Source organism: Marinomonas sp. UCMA 3892 (assembly GCF_012726345.1).
GTDB lineage: Bacteria > Pseudomonadota > Gammaproteobacteria > Pseudomonadales > Marinomonadaceae > Marinomonas.
Genome location: NZ_PTXN01000008.1, coordinates 191,010 through 211,785, shown reverse-complemented (window position 1 = coordinate 211,785; position 20,776 = coordinate 191,010). Strand labels below are relative to the sequence as shown.

Here is a 20,776-nt window from a genome sequence, read left to right as displayed (position 1 = left end):
TCAACTAAGATTTTCTGAGCCCTTAATGTCTATTGCACTGAACGATTCAATCTCACTAGAACTAACCTGTGATCGACAGCAAGGACTAAGGCCATATCGAGTGCTGGACAACATAGTTCACCTGTCCGATAAAGCTAACCATTCCCGTAAATTGATAGACCTTAGGCAAGTCATCCTTTACTTGGTTCAAGCATCATGGTGGCCAAAGTCGAACCATGCTGAAGTCATTCAATGGTGGCATGAGAGTTTCGATTTGATCGACTCTCTACCAACACTGCTGCAATCCCTTGAGGATCAGGGACGTGACACTTTGATTACCAGCGAAAGGATAGCTTTAGCTGCGGATCGCCCATTCCATCCTTTTGCACATGCAAAGGGTGCACTAGCTTCGTTAGTTTCAACTTCATTCAACCTACATTGGTGGGCTTTCCATCCTAGTCAACTAATAACTAAGCAAGCTTCACAGCCTGCTGACCTTCTCCTTAAAGACAAGGAACTCGCCCAGCTTAAAAACAAAATGGCGAAGTTAGCTCCAAATTATATCACTCTGCCGATGTTACCTACCCAGCATCGTGAGCTTTTATCTGATGACAGTGGTGTTGAAGGCATTAATCTTTCATTCACGTCTCTAGCTGGTGTGCCTACATCTTCGTTACGCACACTCATCAGCTTACAAGACAGAAATCTCCACTTAAAGCTCTCCACTAATGCTCGAACATTGGGTGCTGTCCGATCAATGCCACCTCGCTACTTGATCAATGGTGATGAAGCCTGCCGGTTGCTAGAAATGATTTTAGTCCAGCAACCCGATCTCGCAGAGGTATTAACCCTGTGCGATGAAAATCGTTGGTGGGTAGTCAAAGACACCCATGAAGTATCTGGTCAAGATCTAATTAAAAACAAAGGATTATTCGGCTGCCAACTGCGCTATTTACCCACCCAGGCAAATGACCAGTCAAGCCAGCAAATCACTTTATCGTCGCTGGCCTTCTCACAAATTTCTGTATTTCAGAAACTGTTGGGCGAACAGACTGATCCCTGGCAAGCCGTTAAAAAATTGTCGTCACTATTTATTGATACATTCCTGACATTATGGAGCTACGGGGTAATGCCTGAATGCCATGGACAAAACGTTATCGCACAGTATCAAGATGGCGAACTAAGCGGCTTTATTCTCCGAGACCACGACACCCTTAGAATCTGCACAGATCGTCTCAAGAAAAGCGGCTTGCCTATACCTGACTACAAGATCGACTGGTCGACGTCAAACTCGCTAGTACTAGAGTCCGATCAGCAGCTTTTAGGGTACTTCGTAACGCTCGGTATACAAGTGAACTTATATCCTATCGCTTTAGCAGCACTTCGACACTGCGATCACAATGAAGCTGACTTTTGGCGTTGGATCCGGATTTGTCTTGAAGACTTTGCGAATAGCCTACGTGATATGCAATTAGCCGCTACCCTTTGTGAAACCTTACTTGACTCAAAGGTTTGGCCATTCAAACAACTGCTTACCCCACTATTACATCAACAGCAGGCCACTTCAGGAATGCCTAGTGCAATGGGAGAGATCCTTAATCCATTACACTATGTTGAAGTAACCGAACTATCCGAAAGTACATTTTCCAATGAAAGCTAATGCCAGAGCTCTTCATCTTCTTCTGTGCTGTCAGTTTCTAGCCACGTTTGGCTTGATGGTTCTGATTCCCGTCATGCCGTTGTACTTGGAAAAGCTGACGGCACATGCAGGCAACTTGGCAATTTGGGCAAGCATCGCGTTAGCCGCCCCAGCAGTAGGCAGTATGCTAACCGCGCCATTTATTGGACGACTAGCAGATCGCTGGGGATACAAGAACCTCTTAACGATAGCACTTTCAGGCTTCTGTCTTTCACTGGTTCTGATGTCTATTTCCGAAACGATCGCGCTATTTCTTTTTTCCCGAATATTGCTTGGTTTATGTGGCGTATCCGTTGCAATAACGGCATACACCAGTCATATCGTGGAGTCAGCCTCTCCTGTCGATGGTATATCCAGAGGGGTCACATTAGCAAAACTCCAGAGCGCAATTGCCGCAGCCTGCCTAAGCGGTCCCCTTGTTGGAGGGCTGTTTATGGACCAATGGGGAATGAAACTCCTATTGAATTTAACAGCGGGTATGACATGTATCGCTCTAATTACCGCAACGTTATTACTTCAAGGGGCTTCCTCCTCTTCACTCATAGAGCAAAGCGGCACCGCTCTCGCTAAGGGATGGTATTTAAATTGGCCAACACTCTCTTGGCTTGGTGCTGGCGCCTTCGCCCAAGGCGGAGCCTTTGCACTAGTGACCTGCTTTGCCCTTTATATCAATGACCTTGAGCAAACCTTAGCTCCCCCCGCAACCGCGACAGGAGTTCTGCACGCTATCGCTTGGGCAGCCACTTTTGTAGCCGGAGCCTACTGGGGAAAACGCAATGATCAAGGTGATGCTGTCGGAAGCTTTATCACCGCAGCTGCGGGATGTGGCGCAACGGTTCTGGCGCTGCTCTGGGTAAATAGCCTATGGCTTATCGCACTACTACGAATCATTCAAGGATTCTTTTTTGCCGCATTGATCCCCGCGGTCATGTACAGCATTGGCAAACAAGCAGGCTCAAGTCAGCAAGGACAAGCAATAGGCACCGCTAAAAGCGCACTGGTTCTCGGGCAGTTAATTGGTCCACTAGCCGCAGCGGGAGGCTATTCGTTTTTTCAAGCTTCGGGGGCCATAGCCATCAGTGCTGCTTTTTTTGCTGCGGCTGCACTCTTTCTCATTCCTAACAAAAACACCACCAACCAAAAGGCAATCAGACTATGACGTCAACCCAAAACTCACGTTGGCTAAACAAGCTTTACGAACAATATCTCAATACCTATTTTCGTGAGACTGGTGTGGAGATAAGTAAGCTTGAGATTCCACATACCAACAATCCACTTTTCGACATGCTGGATCCTACAGAAGCTTCGATTTGCTTTGCTTATCCTTTTACTTCATCGGATACCATCTTATACGGCAGCATCATACATTTATCCCTAACTGGCTACCACCAGTATGGTGAGCAGTTCGTACTAGAGTCTGCAAAAGGATTCCATGTAGAGCGTTTAACCGAGATACAGCCGTTGCTGAAATTGATTAGTCAGCAGTTGGCTTTTGAAGCGGAGCCACTTGATGCACAACATGAGGCCGCAGCCACACTCTATGAACACATGTGCAATAGCGTAGAGCGATCCCGTTTCTTCATGAATGAACGAAGTGGCCCAATAGATTCGTTACATCTCGTCAAAAATTTCATCACCTCTGAACAAGGTATGCTGCTAGGCCATCCATTTCATGTCACATCAAAAGCCAACATCGGTTTTAGCGAAGACGATATTCGACGTTATAGCCCTGAATTAGGGGCGTCATTCAAACTACACTACTTCGCCGTAGCGCCAGAATTACTTCAGACATATGCCAGTGGTCATGACGTATCCAAGTTAATTGATCCAAAGGCACAATATGAAGCAGAGCAACTATTGGGGACGAAATCTAATCAATATGAACTTCTGCCCTGCCACCCTTGGCAGGCAAACTTCCTGTTCGATAACGACGAGATTCGTAGGAAGCTTGACGGTCAAGCTATTATTTCACTTGGACCAATAGGCCAAGTGGTTTGGCCTACGTCATCCGTACGCACTGTATGGATGCCCGAAACCGGACTGTTTCTAAAACTGTCCCTAGATGTTCGAATCACCAACTTTATCCGCAACAATCCAACTGAGCAGATAATTAGGGCTATTGATGCCAGTCGATTACTCAACAAAATCGGCCCTGATGAATCTCAGGAAAACCTTCGTTTATTACCAGAATTGGCCGCTCAGACACTTAAGATTCCTGAGTTAGAGGCATCATTTGGCATCGTTTATCGAGCGGGCTTGGAAGCTAGCGCTCTGGCAAAAACACGGATTTTGGGCAGTCTTGTTGAAGAAAATCTTGAAACAGGTGAATTGCCTTTGCTGCATTACATTAATCAGGCTGCTCAGGTTGCAAATACATCCGTGACAAAAGACTTTATCTGCGATTGGTGGGCGCAGTATATCAAGGTATCACTCCTGCCTGCGCTGGAGCTCTTTGCTAAAACGGGGATCAGTCTTGAAGCTCATCTTCAAAATAGTTTGATGAGATTTGAGAATGGTATCCCCATCCAACTGGTAGTACGTGACATGGAAGGTGTCAGCGTCGTCAAAGACTCTGTGTTAGGAACGCGTTGTCCTGAAGTCAAACATGATAGCTCCGTTTGGTATTCTACTGACGAAGCTTGGTTCCGTTTTAAATACTATCTGGTAGTAAATCATCTTGCTCATCTAATCGGTGCGATTGCTAGGTTTTGTCCGACAACCGAAGACGACTTATGGCGCATAACAGGACAAACCCTGTTCGATGCCAATAAGTCTGAACAAGGGAAAAGCTATGTGCAGCAACTTCTGCAGACACGCGAGTTGCCAGCGAAAGCCAACATGCTCAGTACCTTCCAGAAGAGCGGTGAAAAACCTGTATGGGTTGGAATCTTGAACCCACTTTGTCGCTATCACTACTGCGGTCTTACTCCACTAAATAAAACAGAGATGACTGTACCGTATCAGCAAGCAGAACAAAGAGTCATTGATCAGCTGTTTGAGGCATTGCTATTTGAACGTGCCCTCTCCTACCAACAGGTAAACGATAGCCTACATATTCCTGTCACTAAGGAATTAAGCTACCAGTGTAACGCTCGTATTAGCTTCAGCTTTGGTCGAATCCGCTTACAACCTGGAACGCTGAGAAGACAGGAATCAGATCAATCTAATGCCCCTTCTCTTAATCAAGTTATGCTAGATCTTGCTCAAGTAATTGAGGTGGAGCCAGAACACTGGACCCAATTTCAGCAAGAGCTTATTCAAACCCTAGTAAAGCACGCTCAGGCATTGCAATCTCTTCCTGCTATCCCTTTACGAGAGATGACTTATTTTGAGCAAGAAGCACGCGCCAATAACGGCCATTTGTATCATCCAAGTTTTAAATCTCGGATCGGCTTTGACTTAATAGAGAATGAACGCTTTGGACCTGAACTTTCATCAGGGTATCCGGTTGTCTGGATCGCAGTTGACCAATCACTGATTCAGACAAAAACCAGTGAGTCATACAATTGGGAAACTATTTATCGTCAGCAGTTTTCCAGCTCAGAAATTAAGTCAATTAAGACACAGATTGCCGAAGCGGGTAAAACATTCCATAAAGTGGCCTTGCTTCCTGTTCATCCATGGCAATGGGAAAAAGTCATCCGCGTTTTTTACCAAGACCAGATCGTAAAAGCCCAAATGATTAAGCTTAATGTAAAGGGGCCTGATTATTTACCACAACAGTCGATTCGAACTTTATCCAATGTAAGTAACCTATGGGCACCATCAGTTAAATTGGCGATGAGTCTTATAAATACTTCAACATCACGCGTTCTCGCGCCACATACTGTGCAAAATGCAGCTCCGATAAGCGACTGGCTATGGCAGTTGGTACAAGATGATGTAGTTCTACCCGAAGCGCACAAACCTATTATCTTACGTGAAATCGCCGGCCTGTCGGTTTCCCCCTCTCTTCAAATCCCTGCTCAATATGGCGCACTGGCATGCATCTGGCGTGAAAGTGTCTATCCGTACCTAAAAGAGGACCAATCAGCGTGCCCTGTGACAATACTCATGCAACTTGATTTAGATAAACGACCCGTAATCGATCCATGGATCAATCAGCACGGAATAGAAAACTGGATTCAAAAGCTCATTGAACGAGTCTACTTACCGGTAATGCATTTACTATGGCAGTACGGGACAGCCCTAGAATCTCATGCTCAAAATATGCTTTTAATCCACCAAGATGGCATGCCAATCAAGGTTGCGCTAAAAGATTTCCATGACGGTGTCCGCTATAGCCGGGAGCTTATGGGGAATTCCGTTACCCTGCCAGAGCTCACTGATGCTCCAACCGCGCATGCAGCAGTAAACCCCAACTCGTTTTTAGAAACAAATAGTGCTAGTGAGTTACGGGATTTCACCCAAGACGCCCTATGCTTCGTTAACTTGGCTGAGCTTTCTTGGTTCATTCATCTACATTACGGCTTCGATGAGGAGAAATTTTGGCAGCTGACACGAACTGTGATCGAGCAGTACCAGTCTAACAATCCTAATATTGCCGACCGCTTCAAGCTGTTTGACTTCTTTGCAGCTCAAATTGATGTTGAACAGCTAGCGAGCCGCCGCTTTCTGCCGGAAATTAGGCTACGTGTGATGTCAGTGGCTAACCCATTGAGTGGAGCGCGCTAAAATGCTCAAGACATCACTCAAATCTCGAATTCTAAATAGGGAAGAATGCTTCGGTGTGTTTTGCTCCATTCCATCTGCAGTTGCTCTTGAGCAGATGGCTGCCGCTGGATATGACTTTGTAATAATTGACTTGGAGCATACGCTCATCAGCTGCGAGCAGATTGAAACAATGGTACTGGCTGCCCGAGCTAGCCAGCTAGAAGTACTGGTACGAGTTCCACCTAACACCTCCCACTTAGTCGTACCTTTATTAGATGCTGGGGTGGCGGGTATGGTATTTGCCAGAGTTGACCACACTAATCAGGCTCGAAATGCCGTTGGGTTATGCCACTATGCCCCACTAGGACATAGAGGACTCAATTCTACTCGGACCAGCCGCTATGGCATGGATGGCTTAAATGATGCCATCCACAAAGCTATGGAAAACACTCTAGTTGTCGTCATGATCGAAAGCTTGGAAGGACTTAGCAATGTGGAGTCCATTGCAAAGGTCGATGGTATAGACGTAATTCTCGAAGGGGCTGCCGATCTATCTCAATCCATGGGCTTATCGTGGCAGACAAGCCACGTTAAAGTTCAACAGGCTCTTGAGCAGATTTGTGCAGCGGCTCACTCTGCTGGTAAAGCCTTTTGCGCTTTGCCCCGTCATATCGACGATATGCAACGCTGGCGTAAACAATCGGTTTCACTATTCGTCATTGGTGATGACAGAGGCATTATGCGACGCGCGCATCAAGCTCACCTTTTGGCCCATAAGGAGATAGTATGACAACCCCATTTTCTCTAACGCCCCTGAAACAGTACATTGATGATCAGAATGAGCCGATATGTGCTTACTATTACGATTTAGACTACTTATCAGAGCGAATTCAATGGATTACGCGAGAATTGCCTGAACAGGTAAATTTCTACTATGCGATCAAAGCCAACTCTGACAAGCCCGTACTTAGAACCTTAGCGCCCTATGTCTATGGTTTTGAAGTAGCTTCCTTAGGGGAGATAAATAAGGTCAGACAGGCAACACCTGATAAGCCGATTGCATTCGGTGGACCAGGAAAAACTTCAGTTGAGTTACAGGGAGCGCTAGAGTCAAACGTGGAGCTCTATCACATTGAAAGTGAGCTTCAACTCATCCGCTTAAATACACTGGCAAAAGACGCTGGAAAACCTGTAAAGGTTTTGCTTCGCATAAACCCTTATTTCAGCTTGCCAAATGCGACGTTACAGATGGCTGGCAAACCGACCCAGTTCGGAGTTGACCAACATCAGATCGAAAGTATTCTTAAGTCTCTAGGGAATTATTCGAACATCAGCTGTGTCGGCTTTCACTTCCATGCCCTATCCAACAACTTAGATGCTAAAAGCCATCTTCTCCTGATTCAAAACTACATTGAGCTCGCTCAAATGTGGCAGCGAGCATTTGGCTTCGAAATAGAACTTATTAATGTCGGTGGTGGAATTGGATTTAATTATGAACCTCATGGCTCTCAGTTTGATTGGGAGCTCTACTGCGATGGACTAACGCTGATTTTTGAGCAATCTGGCATCGAGTTCAAGCTGGCGATGGAGTGTGGGCGATTCGTTACAGCCCCCATTGGTTGTTATGTCGCCGAGGTGACTGATCTTAAAACTAATCATGGCGAGAACTTTGCCATTCTTAGGGGGGGCAGCCATCATTTTAGACTACCTTCTTCTTGGCAGCATAATCACCCCTTCAAAATTGTGCCGAAAGAGCAATGGAACTGGCCCTGCTCTCGCCCAGGTTTCAATCAAGAAAACATCACATTATGTGGAGAGTTATGTACTCCAAAAGATGTATTAGGCAAACAAGTTCATGTTGAGCAAGTAAGGGTTGGTGATCTAGTCCTATTTGAGCATGCTGGCGCCTACGGTTGGCACATATCTCATCATGATTTTTTAAGCCATCCGCACCCAGAACGGATTTATATTCAAAATAATCAATTAACATTTCCTAAGGAGTATTAACAATGTTGCACGCAAAACAATTCTCAGACATTTTCCACGACACATTAACAATGCTGGATAAGAGTTTTTTATCAGACATTTCCGAGCGAACGTCGACCATGCTGGGTGCAAAACCTGTTACTTTTGTTGATTTAAATCTAATACTACCTAACGAGGAAGTTTATGATTATCGTGTAGACTGGCTGGCCAATAAAATAGAAATGGAAAAGCTATGGCGGGTACCAGTAACGATAGATAGAGACAGTTTTGCGATTATGGACGGCCATCACCGAAGAGCAGCAGCTCAAAGACTAAACCTAAAACGTATTCCTTGCATCTTGCTAGATTACAGTGAAGTTGAGTTGATCAGTACCCATTCATCAATGCTGGTCACACCTAAAGTAATTAAGGATTTCGCAAAAAATAGAAAATTTTTCCCCCCAAAAAGCACCAAGCATATTTTCAAAAGCCCATTGCCTACATGTAATATTTCTCTTGAACTTCTGAAGTGAAAACTAAACCCTGGCAAGTTTCAAAATTTACTAGGGAGCGCTTGGATTAAGGTATTTTTTCAAGTAGCTCCCAGCACTTTACTTATTTATGAAATTTATTAATGACTCTTATTCATAGGTTTTATCTCAATGTATTCAACCTCACCTGTATCCTTCACGATCTTGAAGTCCGGTGTATAACGGCGAACTTTATTATCTGCTTGATACTCTATGCCGATAGGCTGAGATTCAAACGTAACTATTAATGGGGAAAACTCTAAATGAAAGCATGCGTCAAATTCTAATGCACTTTCACACAAAATAATGTGATGATTTTTTTTGCTAGCAAACTTAAAGATATTTTTATTGGGGCTTGGCTTACGAAGGTTACGATTATACATAGCTCAATCCTGTAAGTTGTAACAAAATAACAACTTAAAAATAGGCTATGTCAAGGTAAAGTGCAAATTTGTCACAGCAAACTGCAAATTTGTCAACTTATGATTCAATCAATATTGGGGGAGATTAAGGTGGCATCTCTACCAGCCGCACCTCGGCACACAAGTCCACCGCTGTGGCTGCTTCCTTCCGGACCTGACCAGATTAACGGTTTATCGTTGCGAGGGGACCAGCAGAGACACCATAAAGGAGGCCTGTTGACCTTGGGGCGCAATTATACGCAGCCAAATCGAAATATCAACCGCCTTTCTTATGTATTTTCAAATACTTATAAATTGCCGCTAATCATCCCCCTTTTCTACTCCATATCTACTCTATTGCTTCTTAGTATCAAGCTATAACGCTGCTTCTATTTACGGTAAGATACGCGCCATTAAGAATCATAGGAGTAGCGAGTTGAAGCTATTTGTAAAAAACCTGACCCACGTGGATTTTTCCTACTTTGATGCCACACGTGGTTTGTTGGGTGAAAGCTGGCAGACAGACATTGTGCTGACAGGCAAGTTAAACGATGAAAGCATGATTTGTGATTTCAGTATCGTTAAAAAACAAATCAAGAAATGGCTGGATGAAAATATCGATCACATGCTGGCGATTCCTGCTGAGCACAGCGGATCAACTATGACTCCATTAGCTGATGATCGCGTGTCTTTTCACTTTGATCACAGTAAAGCCACAGCTGACGACAAACGTGTATTTCAGTGCGACGCGCCGACCCAAGCCATTTGCGTATTGCCAATGACAGAAGTCACGCCAGAAGCGGTTGCTAAATGGGTTGAGTCGCAAATTCTTAATCTGCTGCCAGCGGAATTAGAAGCCGTTAGCGTGCGTTTTTCACCAGAGCAAATTACTGGCGCGCAATACCAATACAGCCATGGCTTAAAGAAGCATGCAGGTAATTGCCAACGAATTGCTCATGGTCATCGCTCTACGGTTGAGATTTACACAGATGGCGCACGAAATGCCGCATTGGAACACGATTGGGCAAAGCGTTGGGAAGACATCTATTTAGGTACCCAAGAAGACTTGATAAGCCAAGTGACTGAAAACGGTGTAAATTATCACTGCTTTAGCTACACCAGCCAGCAAGGTTTGTTTGAGCTAAAAATCGACAGCAATCAAGTCTACATGCTGGATTGCGATACCACGGTTGAGTCCCTTTCTGCCCACATTGCTGATGTATTAGCAGAAGAGAATCTAGGTGTGCACATTGAAGCACACGGCTTTGAAGGCATTGGTAAAGGCGCAATCTCAGAAAAAATAAAGGCAAGAATATGAGCTTAAAAGAATACGAAAACCTCGCCAAAGGCGAAAAGCTATCGCTAGACACAGTATTAGCGAATCTGAAAACAGACGAGCATGGCTTAGTCGCGGCCATCGCGCAACAACATGATACTGGTGAAGTATTAATGTTGGCGTACATGAATGAAAAATCCATTCGTGAAACCCTAGAAACAGGTCAAGTATGTTATTGGTCTCGCTCACGCCAAACCTACTGGCGTAAAGGCGAAAGTTCTGGTCACCGCCAAACATTGGTATCTATGTCATTCGACTGTGATGGCGACGCGATTCTGGTCAAAGTGAATCAACAAGGCCCTGCTTGCCATACCAATCGACGCGACTGCTTCTTTTTTACGGTTGACGGAAACGACGTTGTTATCAGCTCTGCACCATCTACAACCAAGTAAGTTACAAAAAACGCACAAAAATGGAGCATTTTGGCAAAAAACCACTATGCTTCTCTCTCCCTTTCGAGTTACCTTAGGTCTTGTCAGTTTTTTTTGCACATTCCACAAGAATTATGCAATTGAATCTGAACGGTAAAAAAGCAAATTTTTTATTCACTCTCGAAGCTAGCAAATATTTTGCCAAACTTTAGATCAAATAAAGTACAAGTTCAGGAAGGATAACAAGTCAACGCCCTTCGTGCGAGGGAATGAAACTTGATTGGCATAAGTATTGCTGGATAAGAGATATCGACCAACACTCTTAATTCATTGGGTTAACTATGTTAAATCTGTCCGTACGCACTAAAATACTTTCACTTATTGCACTCTTTTCGCTGGTTATTGTTGGTATGAGCGTTAGTTCTGCACTTACCAGTAAATCCGTGTCTTCAGAATTACAAAGTCTTTCCACGCAAAGCCTCCAACTAGTTAAGAACTTAGAAAAAAGTCGTCAGCTTTTACTACAACAATCTGTTGAATTTGAACGCGGTTACTTCCAAGTATCTATTGCTAAAACAATTGGTGGGTATGGCACTGAGCAAATTGCAGAATCAGCAGAAAAATTCAAAACTTACACTGGTGAGTTGGTAACCAGTATCGAAAATGTAAAAAGCATTCTTGCAACCATGCCAGTACACGATGGATTAGACGGCTTACTAGAACAGATTAAAGCACTAGAAGAGCAACAAGCTATCTTCTTAGAAGCCAGCACAGAAACCTACAGCTGGTGGGTCAAGCTCAACACCATGAAAGCGAATAAATCTCGACGTGCTGCTGACGAAAGCTTGATTACGGTGAACAAACAAATGGAGGAAATTATAACCTCCATTAATGAATACAGTAGCGCCGTTGCAGACAACCAAAACAGCAAACTTGATCAAACCATTTATGCCAGTGGTTTATTTGCTGCAGTACTCATTGTGATTGGTATCACTGTCAGTATCATCATTGTTAACGGCATTTGTAGACCGCTTATTAAAGCTGTTCGACGCGCAGAAGAAATTGCCTCAGGTGATTTGGTTCAATCTAAAATTGCCAGCACACGCAAAGACGAAATCGGCATGCTGGAAACAGCAATGGACAAACTAGTCATTCAGCTTAGTAGCATTTTGCATGATGTGGCTGAGTCCAGCTCCATGTTGACCAATGCAGCTAATGACCTTAACCGTATTACCGACGAATCCTCTGAAATGGTCGATCGCCAACAACAAGAAACCAACTTCATATCTCAAGCGATACAAGAAATTCAAGCCACGGCAGTGCATGTTTCTGAATCCACAACAGATGCAAGCCAAGCGGCGCATAATGCTGAAACAGCAGCCAACGAAGGCGCCGCGATTGTTGTGTCTACCATAAACAGCATTCAACAATTGGCCGAAGAAATTGCTAGCTCAGCAGCTACTATTAATGAGTTAGAATCTAACACCAAGGAAATCAGCGGCATTCTAAATACTATCCTTGGCATTGCCGAACAAACCAATCTCCTCGCCCTAAATGCGGCGATTGAAGCCGCACGGGCGGGTGAACAAGGTCGTGGCTTTGCGGTGGTAGCGGATGAAGTGCGTCATCTTGCACAAAACACGCAAAATGCCACACAAGAAATTGAGAAAATGATTGCCCTATTGCAAAGTGGTACAAGCTCTGCAGTAAAAGCCATGACATCGAGCCATCAGCGCTCCACTGATGCCGTAAATCAAGTTAAACACGAGGAAGATTCGCTTCGACATATTAATCAATCCGTGTCTAAAATTCGCGATATGAACGATAGAATTTCAGCGACAGCAGAAGAGCAAGCATCAGTAACGGCCGAAGTAAGCCGCAATGTCGAAAATATTACCGAGATTGCATCACGCACCACTAAATCTATACATTCTATTAGTAACTCAGCTGGACAGCTGGCTTCATTAGCCACACAATTGTCGGCAAAAATCAGCTACTTCAAAGTATAGAACTACAGCAAATTAAGATCTCTAGGGAAGTAACGAAGTTACTTCCCTTTATTTTCATTCCTAGGAGAAAATCATGTGTCGTTGGATGGCGTACCAAGGCGATCCTGTTTACCTTGAGTCATTGCTTTTTAAACAAGAGCATTCTTTAATTCATCAAAGCTTAAGCGCCAGAAAATCCGAAGTCACCGTGAATGCCGATGGTTTTGGTCTTGGCTGGTACGATGAACGCGAAGAACCAGGGCTTTATCATGAAGTCTTGCCAGCTTGGAGTGACAGCAATTTAAAGAGTTTAGCGAGACACATTAAAAGTGGGCTATTCTTCGCCCATGTTCGCTCCTCTACGGGCACAGAAACCAACCGTTCGAACTGCCACCCATTCAGTTACAAGAATTGGTTATTCATGCACAACGGACAAATTGGCGGTTATGAGTCTTTACGCTGGCAGTTAGATCGCTTGATTCCAGAGCATCTTTATAGCCACCGTCATGGCGCAACTGATTCAGAAGTTATTTTCCTATTGATGATCGCCAATGGTTTAGAAACGAATCCAGAATACGCGATTGAGATAACTTTATCGCAAATTCTCGACATGATGAAACAGAAGAACATCAAAGATCCATTGCGCTTCACGGCGGTTTTTTCAGACGGAGAAGAAATCACCGCGATTCGCTTTTCCAGTGATGAACTGGCACCAAGCCTATACTGCAAGCAATTCGCCAAGCACATTGTGATTGGCTCAGAACCTCTCGACCATTGCAGCGACAGCTGGACTCAAGTGCCAGCAGGGCACATTGCCAGAATCAAAGGTCAAAATTACCAAATCCAACCTTTGTCTGAATTATTAAAAATGACCGCCTAGCGGTCATTTTCGCCCTTCTTTTTTGATAAATAATTTATCTTTTATATTATTGCTACTTTATCTTCCCACTTCCTTTGACCTACATCATGCAACTTAACCGTTTGACTGTTACCCTTCAGGGGTGAGTTATTCAATTGCATTGATTCAATTAAAAGGAGCTAACATGATCAACTACCAATTAGACAACAAAAAGGCCATGGTAACAGGCGGCGCATCAGGGATTGGTTTAGCCTGTGTAGAGCTACTGGCCTATTCAGGTGCCGATGTCGCCATTTGGGATCTTCATGAAGAAGCATTAGAAAAAGCTAAACAATCTATCAGTAAATACAATGTGAAATGCATCACCATTAAAGTCGATGTAAGCGATCCAGAATCGGTCAAAGCCGCTATGGCTGAAACCGTGAAGCAACTTGGCAGTCTAGACATAGCGGTCAACAACGCAGGCATTGGCGGCCCCGCTTGCAAATCTGGCGATTACACCACAGAAGATTGGTTAAAAGTGATTGATGTTAACTTCAACGGTGTTTTTTATTGCCAACGCGAAGCCATTGCTGCCATGCGTAAAAATGGTTCTGGTAGCATTATCAACATGGCATCCATCCTTGGCCAAGTTGCATTCCCGAGCTCCCCCGCTTACGTCAGCGCAAAACACGGCGTTGTAGGTATGTCCAAAGCCGCTGCAGTCGAGCATGCAGAGGACAATATTCGTGTAAATGCCGTAGGCCCTGGCTTTATTCATACGCCTTTGGTCGATGAACATTTAGATGCCGAGACACTAGATATGCTTGCTCAAAAACACGCACTGAAGCGCCTTGGCAAACCAGAAGAAGTCGCTCACCTTGTGGCTTGGTTAGCCAGTGATGCGGCGTCTTTTGTTACTGCATCGTATTATCCTGTAGACGGTGGTTACCTCGCTCAGTAAATCGACCTAGATAGATTTTTACTTAGCGATAAAGCTTTTTACTTAGCAATAAAAAACCTCACCTTGGATCAATATGAGGTTTTTTGTTGCGATACTATTTATGCACCCTTCTTTTATGCGCTCTCTTTTTCTCGATACGCGTAAGTCGCATCAAATCGCGACTGAATCCAGTCGCCGCTTAAAATAGCATCGTATTTCGCAGGTTTGTCAGCTGTAGCACAACTCGGCACGCACTCAACATTGGTTTCGTAATCTGGCTCCACAAAGAATGGGAAAGAATAGCGATGCACGTCTGGCAACGAAGCACGCACACGGTGTGCAGTAGAAACATATTCGTCGTTGGTCCAACGCTGCATCAAGTCACCAATATTTACCACTAACGCGTCATCGATTGGCGTTGCATCGACCCATTCGCCTTTGCGATTTTTCACTTGCAAACCACCAATCTGATCTTGCAACAACAAGGTGACACAGCCGTAATCCGTGTGCGCACCCGCGCCATTATCATGGTCGTTAGCTGGACGTGGCGGATAATGAATCATACGCAACACGGTAACGTGATCTTTAAAGCCGCGAATAAAGAAATCGTCTTCCAAAGACAGCGCTTGCGCCATGGCAGTTAGAAGTTTTTGTGCTACTTGAAAAGCTTGCACATAGTATTCTTGCAACACTTCCAGCGTAGTCGGATCGCTTGGATTCTGGTTAGGGCCATAAGCCGTCGGATACTTAAGCGCCAACGGATGGTCCTTAGGAAAATCCAATGCCATATCGAAGGTTTCTTTCCAATCCGCATGGCCAATTTCGTCCAACTGTTCTTCACCAATATTGCCGTAACCACGGTGATTGATACTGTCTTTAATATCAATGGCATTTTTCACATCTTGCGGCTGATTAAAGAATCGTTTAGCTTCACGCATCAGTGCTGCCATCAATTCTTTCGGAATACCTGTGTTGGTTAGGTAGAAGAATCCAATCTCTCGGCACGCCTTGTCTAGGGCGTTTATTTCAGTTTGGCGGACAGACTCGCTCTCGTGAATCAGTTTAGATAAATCAATCAATGGAATGGACATTACGCGTTCCTTAGGCTCGGGAAGACAGTTTTATAAGTTGTGTGTGCTTGGGATTAAAGCGTTTTAGACCCACTTCGCCAAAATCCACAAAAATCATTTGTTTTTCGTCTCGTTCTTGTCGCACGACAACACCCTGACCGAACTGATCGTGGCGTACTTTGTCGCCGGGCTGTAAGAGACTTTTACCTTCAACCCGATGACGAAAGGTCAGCGACGGAGAAGGATCGACCGCGTTCAAATAACGCTGAAAGACCGAACCTTTTTCCGTATCAATTGGCGTGCCAACATTTTCGACATACCAGGCTTCGCAAATACGACTCACTGCATAAGGCTGCGCTTCAAAGACAAAACGCGACAAAGACAAGCTTTTCAGTGCTGCGCGGGGAATATCACCCTGCTTCATGCGTTTATGCTCGTCTGCACTCGGCGTTTCCAAGAGCACGAGTTTCTGTTTCGCGCGGGTAATCGCCACATAAAACAAACGGCGTTCGGATGCCAAATCACTGGCAGCTTGCTTATCAATGGCGCTTAGATCCTCATCATAATAAGGAAAGCGCCCTTCTTGTAAGCCAGACAATAACACCTGATCGAACTCTAAGCCTTTCGACTTGTGAATCGTCATCAGATGCACTCCGTGAACATCGTCAGTTTGTTTTTCATTCAAGGTGGCGAGTTGTTCTAAAATCGATTTTGCATCACCGCCAACACCACGTACATAGGCCATAAAGGCATCACAAGTAGCTATTTTCTCTTGGGTCTGAATATCTTTACTGCTGGTGCTTTCGAAGTAGCGATAAATGCCTAACTTCTCCAAAGTATGCGCCAAGCCTTGCGCCGGATCGGTGCGATAAATACTTAAGCTGCGCAACCAGTCAGCACGCTCATAGAGTTTTTTCGCGCGCCAGCCATCCGTCGCATCCGCAACAGACTCAATAATCTGAGGCAACAAATGCGGCGATTGTTTGGCTTGTTGGATCAAGGTTTTACGCTGAGCCATCGAAGCACCAAGGCTCGGAATCATCAGCAAGTATTCGATATCGTCGGGATGGAAAAACGTACTGCTAGTTTCCAAACCACCAGCAATCACCGCCAAATACGCCATCAGCATGCGAATCTGACGATTTTCTAATAGCGGCGAATCACCGTGCAATTGATACGGCACACCTTTGTGCATCAAGGCTAGCTGCACTGGCACCATGTCGCTGTACAAACGCACCAACACTGCGGTATCGCTTAGCGCGCGGCCCTCTTCCACCCAAGCTTTCAATTCGCCCAGCAAGGCTTTGCCTGTCTTCGGTGCTCGTGCAAAAGACACTCTGGTGCGTTCGCCAGCGCCAATCACCAAGGCATCAGGGTCGTTTTCGCTGATCACGCTCGACGCCATTAAACCGACCGCGTGGCCGAAGCGAAAACTGGTGCTCAATGGGTAAGTCGCCACATTGGCAAAGTCTTGGTCAAATTGCGTCGCCATGATGTCTGGACTGGCACCGCGCCATTCATAAATACACTGCTGTACATCACCCACAATCATCCATTGGCAAGGAGCAGGATAAAGCAGCTTTAGCAGCTCGTATTGGCAGGGGTTAATATCCTGAAATTCGTCAATTAACAAATAACGGAAATCAGGCACTAAGCCACGCACTCTCACGCGTTCAGCTTCGTCTAATTCACTGATTAATTCATAAGGATCGCTGAGTAAATCGGCAAAAAAACGAATGTTATTACGTTTGCGAAGCTTTTCTAATTCACCGTATAACGCGGGGAAAAATTTGCGTTCGTTAGACCAGCCCAAGGCTTCAAAAACGATCTGTGCTGGCTGGTCAGACGCTTTGACCTGATCGACAAATAACAGCACGTCTTCCAGCCAATCTTTCTCATCCAAAATAGCGATTTTCTCACCACTACGAACCAGACGCTGTAAAGCCTCGCGTAACATCTTCACGAGGCTAAAATCATCGGTAATTAACTTAGCGGCAGACAACCAACCTTGCTGCTCTAAGCGGCGACAAAACTTCATCCCAAAGGCATGAAAAGTCATCACACTGGGGGAACGGAAATGCCCAACGGTCATGAGTCGCTTGCTCAAACGCTCAGAGAATTCTTCCTGCGCGCTTTTATTGAACATAAACACGCCAATGTGGGAAGGGTCCACACCCTGAGCCAATAAATGCTCGATACGAGAAATTAAGGTAGTGGTTTTGCCCGCACCCGCCACGGCGATAACTTTCGCAGGCGACATGAGATCATGATTTACAACAAGCATTTGCTCATCGGTTAACGAGGTGGTCACCTCAGTATTGGGCTGTACTTGTGTCAAAATAATTTTGCCTAGTATTTATACGATTGGATCTTCAATTACTAATTGCCGACTTTTAAGTGGTCAATTTTTCTAGTCTTCAAACAGCTTGCCGATCTCACGAAACGCGAGGTGTTCTCTGCCGGCGATCTTGGCGATGGATTCACCACATACCACCAAACGACGCTGTACGCGGGCGAAAAATACGCCATTGGTTCGCGCCACCAGAGGATAACTAGAGGTTTCCACATCATCGTCCATCAGGTTTACCACTTCGCCAATCACCTCGCCCGCTTCCACTTCTTCACCAATGGCTTTGTGGTAACAAACAATGCCAGCACACGGCGCTTTTACTAAATCCATGGCATCCAGTGGATAATATTCAACGTCGCTGTCATCAATCGCTGGTGACTTACCAGCAATCACTTCTCGCAGCACAAGATAATCAAATAAAGCTTGTGCATCTTGCTCGGCAAACTCATTGGAGATGTCATTTTCGCCGCGTAATTCTACCGTTAAAGAGCGGCTTCCCCAAGGAATCAAATGGGCATAATGGGCTTTTAAATCACGCCACACGCTGACATTGGTTTCATCAAACGAAGCAGCGCCAGTTTCTAATTCAGACAAGCCAACTTTCGCGCCCAATAGCGCCAATAATGGCTTAAAGTGGCCTTCAAATTCTTGCGCCACGTAGGCGTGCATACTAGCTTCGCCAGAACAATGCAGATCGATAATTTCATCCGCATCCATAGACAAAGCCAACAAGGTTTTCTTCATGCCTTGCAGTTCCGTGGTTTCAGGTAACAAGGCCAATTCTTCGTGAATGGCTTGGCGAACTAAATCAATATTACTTTCAATGTCGCCGGTCACATCACCCTTGATACGTTTTTCAACTTTCGCGCCCAACTGTGGCCAGTTGCGATTAAAATTACCGCCGCCATCAGAGAACGCAAAACGCCCCGGAATATAACCATGAAAGTTCTGCGCCAAACCAATCGGGTTCGCCACAGGCACAATGACAATTTCACCTTGAATCAAACCTGCATCGTCGGCTTTTTTTAGCTGTCTTAGCAAGGTGTTAAGCACCAAAAAACCTGGCCATTCATCGGCATGCAATCCCGCCTGAAAATAGACTTTAGGACGCGCGCCCGCTTCGCCGAAATGATGCGCTTTTAAAATACGCTGGGTGCCCGGTGTCGCGCTCGGTAATACATGAGAGTAGATTTGATAAGACATAACACCTCGCAAAAAAGCCGTGAAACATTCGCCCAAATTGAGCCTGCAACATGGTACGCTAAAACCCATTTTTAATAAAAACCAATTCCTTAAATAAAAGCTGTAAGAAACAACGATCTATTTACGTCTAAGAACTCGTAAAGATTAAAACAACTAAAGAACATCAGGAGAAAGGAATGAGAAAATCGTTTGTCGCGGCTTCCATCGCTGCCACCCTAGCCTTATCAAGCTTGCCTACACTAGCCACTTCAACTCAAACCAACGCAAGTCAGCAAAGCTGGCAAGACACGCTCCAACAAGCCAAAGGCCAAACCGTGTATTTCAACGCTTGGGGCGGAGCCGACAACATTAACGATTATATTCAGTGGGCGGCAGATCGCATTAAAGCAGAATACGATGTGACGCTTAAACAAGTGAAACTGACCGACACGTCCGACGCGGTAAACCGAGTATTGGCCGAAAAAGCCGCAGGTAAAAACAGCAATGGTTCAATCGATCTTATTTGGCTAAATGGCGAAAACTTTCGTGCCATGAAAGACAACAATCTACTATTCGGCCCTTTCAGCCAATCACTACCAAACTACATGACTTACGTGGACGAGAATGCTCGCCAGAGTTTAACCCAAGATTTCGGCACGCCTGTCGATGGCATGGAGTCCCCTTGGGGCATGGCACAAGTCATCTTTATGCATGACACAGCAACTTTGAGTAATCCACCTAAATCCATTGCCGATTTACTCACTTATGCCAAAGCGCATCCGGGACGAGTCACCTACCCTGAGCCACCGCAGTTCCTTGGTTCGACCTTTTTGAAACAAGCCTTATACGAATTAACGCCTTACCGCAAAGCACTTTCTCAGCCAGCTGACAGTGTGGATTTCGAAAAAATCACTGCGCCATTATGGGCGTATCTCGATCAACTGCACCAAGTCGCATGGCGCAACGGCCAAACGTTCCCATCCAGTTCTGAAGAAATGGTGCGTTTGCTTGATGACCAAGAGATCGACATTGCCCTGAACTTTGATATTTCCTCTGCATCAGTACAAATCGATAAAGGCAACTTACCCGATACTGTTCGTTCTTACGTCTTCACTGGCGGAACCATTGGAAATACACACTTTCTAGCAATTCCATATAACAGTGGCGCGAAAGCGGGTGCACAAGTCGTCGCGAACTTCATGCTGTCGCCAGAAGCTCAAATCAAAAAACAAACGCCAACTATTTGGGGCGATTTAAGTGTTTTATCTTACGCAAAACTACCCGCTGCTGAGCAAGCCAAGTTCGACGCCTTACCACGTGGTATCGCCACATTGAGCATTGAAGAGCTGGGTCAAACGTTACCAGAACCACACAGCAGCTGGGTGGGAGCGTTGGAAAGTGAGTGGCGTAAGCGTTACGCGCAATAAGGTTTGAGGGTACACTGTCATTCTCGCGAAGGAGACTATCGCAA

16 protein-coding genes and 1 other RNA gene are annotated in these 20,776 nt (G+C 45.2%); 12 read left to right on the top strand and 5 right to left on the bottom strand.

The window, feature by feature from the left end:
* Positions 1-25: 25 nt before the first annotated feature.
* Genes B6N13_RS13125 through B6N13_RS13100 form a run of 6 tightly spaced genes read left to right on the top strand, consistent with a single transcriptional unit; the run spans position 26 to position 8,829 of the window.
* Positions 26-1,639 carry an IucA/IucC family protein gene (locus tag B6N13_RS13125; RefSeq protein ID WP_169459588.1) on the top strand — a complete coding sequence of 538 codons (1,614 nt, stop codon included), beginning with the start codon at positions 26-28 and terminating at the stop codon, positions 1,637-1,639.
* Entirely contained in the window at positions 1,629-2,837 is a 1,209-nt protein-coding gene (locus B6N13_RS13120; RefSeq protein WP_100188429.1) for an MFS transporter, read from the top strand. The genes B6N13_RS13125 and B6N13_RS13120 overlap by 11 nt, the downstream gene beginning before the upstream one ends.
* Entirely contained in the window at positions 2,834-6,352 is a 3,519-nt protein-coding gene (locus B6N13_RS13115) for an IucA/IucC family protein (protein ID WP_169459587.1), read from the top strand. Before B6N13_RS13120 ends, B6N13_RS13115 begins: the two co-directional genes overlap by 4 nt.
* 1 nt (position 6,353) lies before the next feature.
* Complete coding sequence (locus B6N13_RS13110; RefSeq protein ID WP_100188431.1) at positions 6,354-7,121, top strand: aldolase/citrate lyase family protein; 768 nt, start codon at positions 6,354-6,356, stop codon at positions 7,119-7,121.
* Entirely contained in the window at positions 7,118-8,338 is a 1,221-nt protein-coding gene (locus B6N13_RS13105; protein WP_100188432.1) for a type III PLP-dependent enzyme, read from the top strand. Before B6N13_RS13110 ends, B6N13_RS13105 begins: the two co-directional genes overlap by 4 nt.
* 2 nt (positions 8,339-8,340) lie before the next feature.
* A complete protein-coding gene (locus tag B6N13_RS13100; RefSeq protein WP_100188433.1) occupies positions 8,341-8,829 on the top strand; it encodes a ParB N-terminal domain-containing protein in 489 nt (162 codons plus the stop codon).
* A gap of 98 nt (positions 8,830-8,927) precedes the next feature.
* On the opposite strand, the gene B6N13_RS13095 is transcribed toward B6N13_RS13100, so the two are convergent.
* Together B6N13_RS13095 and ffs are read right to left on the bottom strand one after the other, a co-directional pair.
* A complete protein-coding gene (locus B6N13_RS13095; RefSeq protein WP_169459586.1) occupies positions 8,928-9,209 on the bottom strand; it encodes a TnsA endonuclease N-terminal domain-containing protein in 282 nt (93 codons plus the stop codon).
* Positions 9,210-9,345: 136 nt separating this feature from the next.
* Positions 9,346-9,442, bottom strand: an RNA gene (ffs, locus tag B6N13_RS13090) — signal recognition particle sRNA small type.
* Positions 9,443-9,663: 221 nt separating this feature from the next.
* On the opposite strand from ffs, the gene B6N13_RS13085 reads away from it, so the two are divergent.
* From B6N13_RS13085 to B6N13_RS13065, 5 genes are all read left to right on the top strand, one after another.
* Positions 9,664-10,545, top strand: a complete 882-nt coding sequence (locus B6N13_RS13085; RefSeq protein WP_169459585.1) for a 6-carboxytetrahydropterin synthase — start codon at positions 9,664-9,666, stop codon at positions 10,543-10,545.
* The gene (gene hisI / locus B6N13_RS13080) at positions 10,542-10,955 is read left to right on the top strand and encodes a phosphoribosyl-AMP cyclohydrolase (RefSeq protein WP_100637173.1); all 414 of its coding nucleotides are present in this window, start codon (positions 10,542-10,544) and stop codon (positions 10,953-10,955) included. The genes B6N13_RS13085 and hisI overlap by 4 nt, the downstream gene beginning before the upstream one ends.
* 320 nt (positions 10,956-11,275) lie before the next feature.
* On the top strand, positions 11,276-12,943 hold the full coding sequence (locus B6N13_RS13075) for a methyl-accepting chemotaxis protein (protein ID WP_169459584.1): 1,668 nt from the start codon (positions 11,276-11,278) through the stop codon (positions 12,941-12,943).
* Between the two features lie 73 nt (positions 12,944-13,016).
* Positions 13,017-13,802 (top strand): class II glutamine amidotransferase, encoded by a 786-nt coding sequence (locus B6N13_RS13070; protein WP_072839818.1) that lies wholly within the window; start codon positions 13,017-13,019, stop codon positions 13,800-13,802.
* Positions 13,803-13,965: 163 nt separating this feature from the next.
* Positions 13,966-14,724: an SDR family NAD(P)-dependent oxidoreductase gene (locus tag B6N13_RS13065; RefSeq protein ID WP_169459583.1), complete on the top strand. Its 759-nt coding sequence runs from the start codon at positions 13,966-13,968 to the stop codon at positions 14,722-14,724.
* A gap of 113 nt (positions 14,725-14,837) precedes the next feature.
* Here the strand turns inward: B6N13_RS13065 and B6N13_RS13060 are convergent, their stop codons facing one another.
* From B6N13_RS13060 to B6N13_RS13050, 3 genes are all read right to left on the bottom strand, one after another.
* Positions 14,838-15,794 (bottom strand): 2-oxoglutarate and iron-dependent oxygenase domain-containing protein, encoded by a 957-nt coding sequence (locus B6N13_RS13060; protein ID WP_169459582.1) that lies wholly within the window; start codon positions 15,792-15,794, stop codon positions 14,838-14,840.
* 10 nt (positions 15,795-15,804) lie between these two features.
* Complete coding sequence (locus tag B6N13_RS13055) at positions 15,805-18,111, bottom strand: ATP-dependent helicase (protein WP_248280327.1); 2,307 nt, start codon at positions 18,109-18,111, stop codon at positions 15,805-15,807.
* A 72-nt stretch (positions 18,112-18,183) separates the two neighbouring features.
* Complete coding sequence (locus tag B6N13_RS13050) at positions 18,184-19,326, bottom strand: succinylglutamate desuccinylase/aspartoacylase family protein (RefSeq protein WP_048814325.1); 1,143 nt, start codon at positions 19,324-19,326, stop codon at positions 18,184-18,186.
* 176 nt (positions 19,327-19,502) lie between these two features.
* On the opposite strand from B6N13_RS13050, the gene B6N13_RS13045 reads away from it, so the two are divergent.
* Positions 19,503-20,732 carry an ABC transporter substrate-binding protein gene (locus tag B6N13_RS13045; protein WP_169459581.1) on the top strand — a complete coding sequence of 410 codons (1,230 nt, stop codon included), beginning with the start codon at positions 19,503-19,505 and terminating at the stop codon, positions 20,730-20,732.
* Positions 20,733-20,776 lie beyond the last annotated feature (44 nt).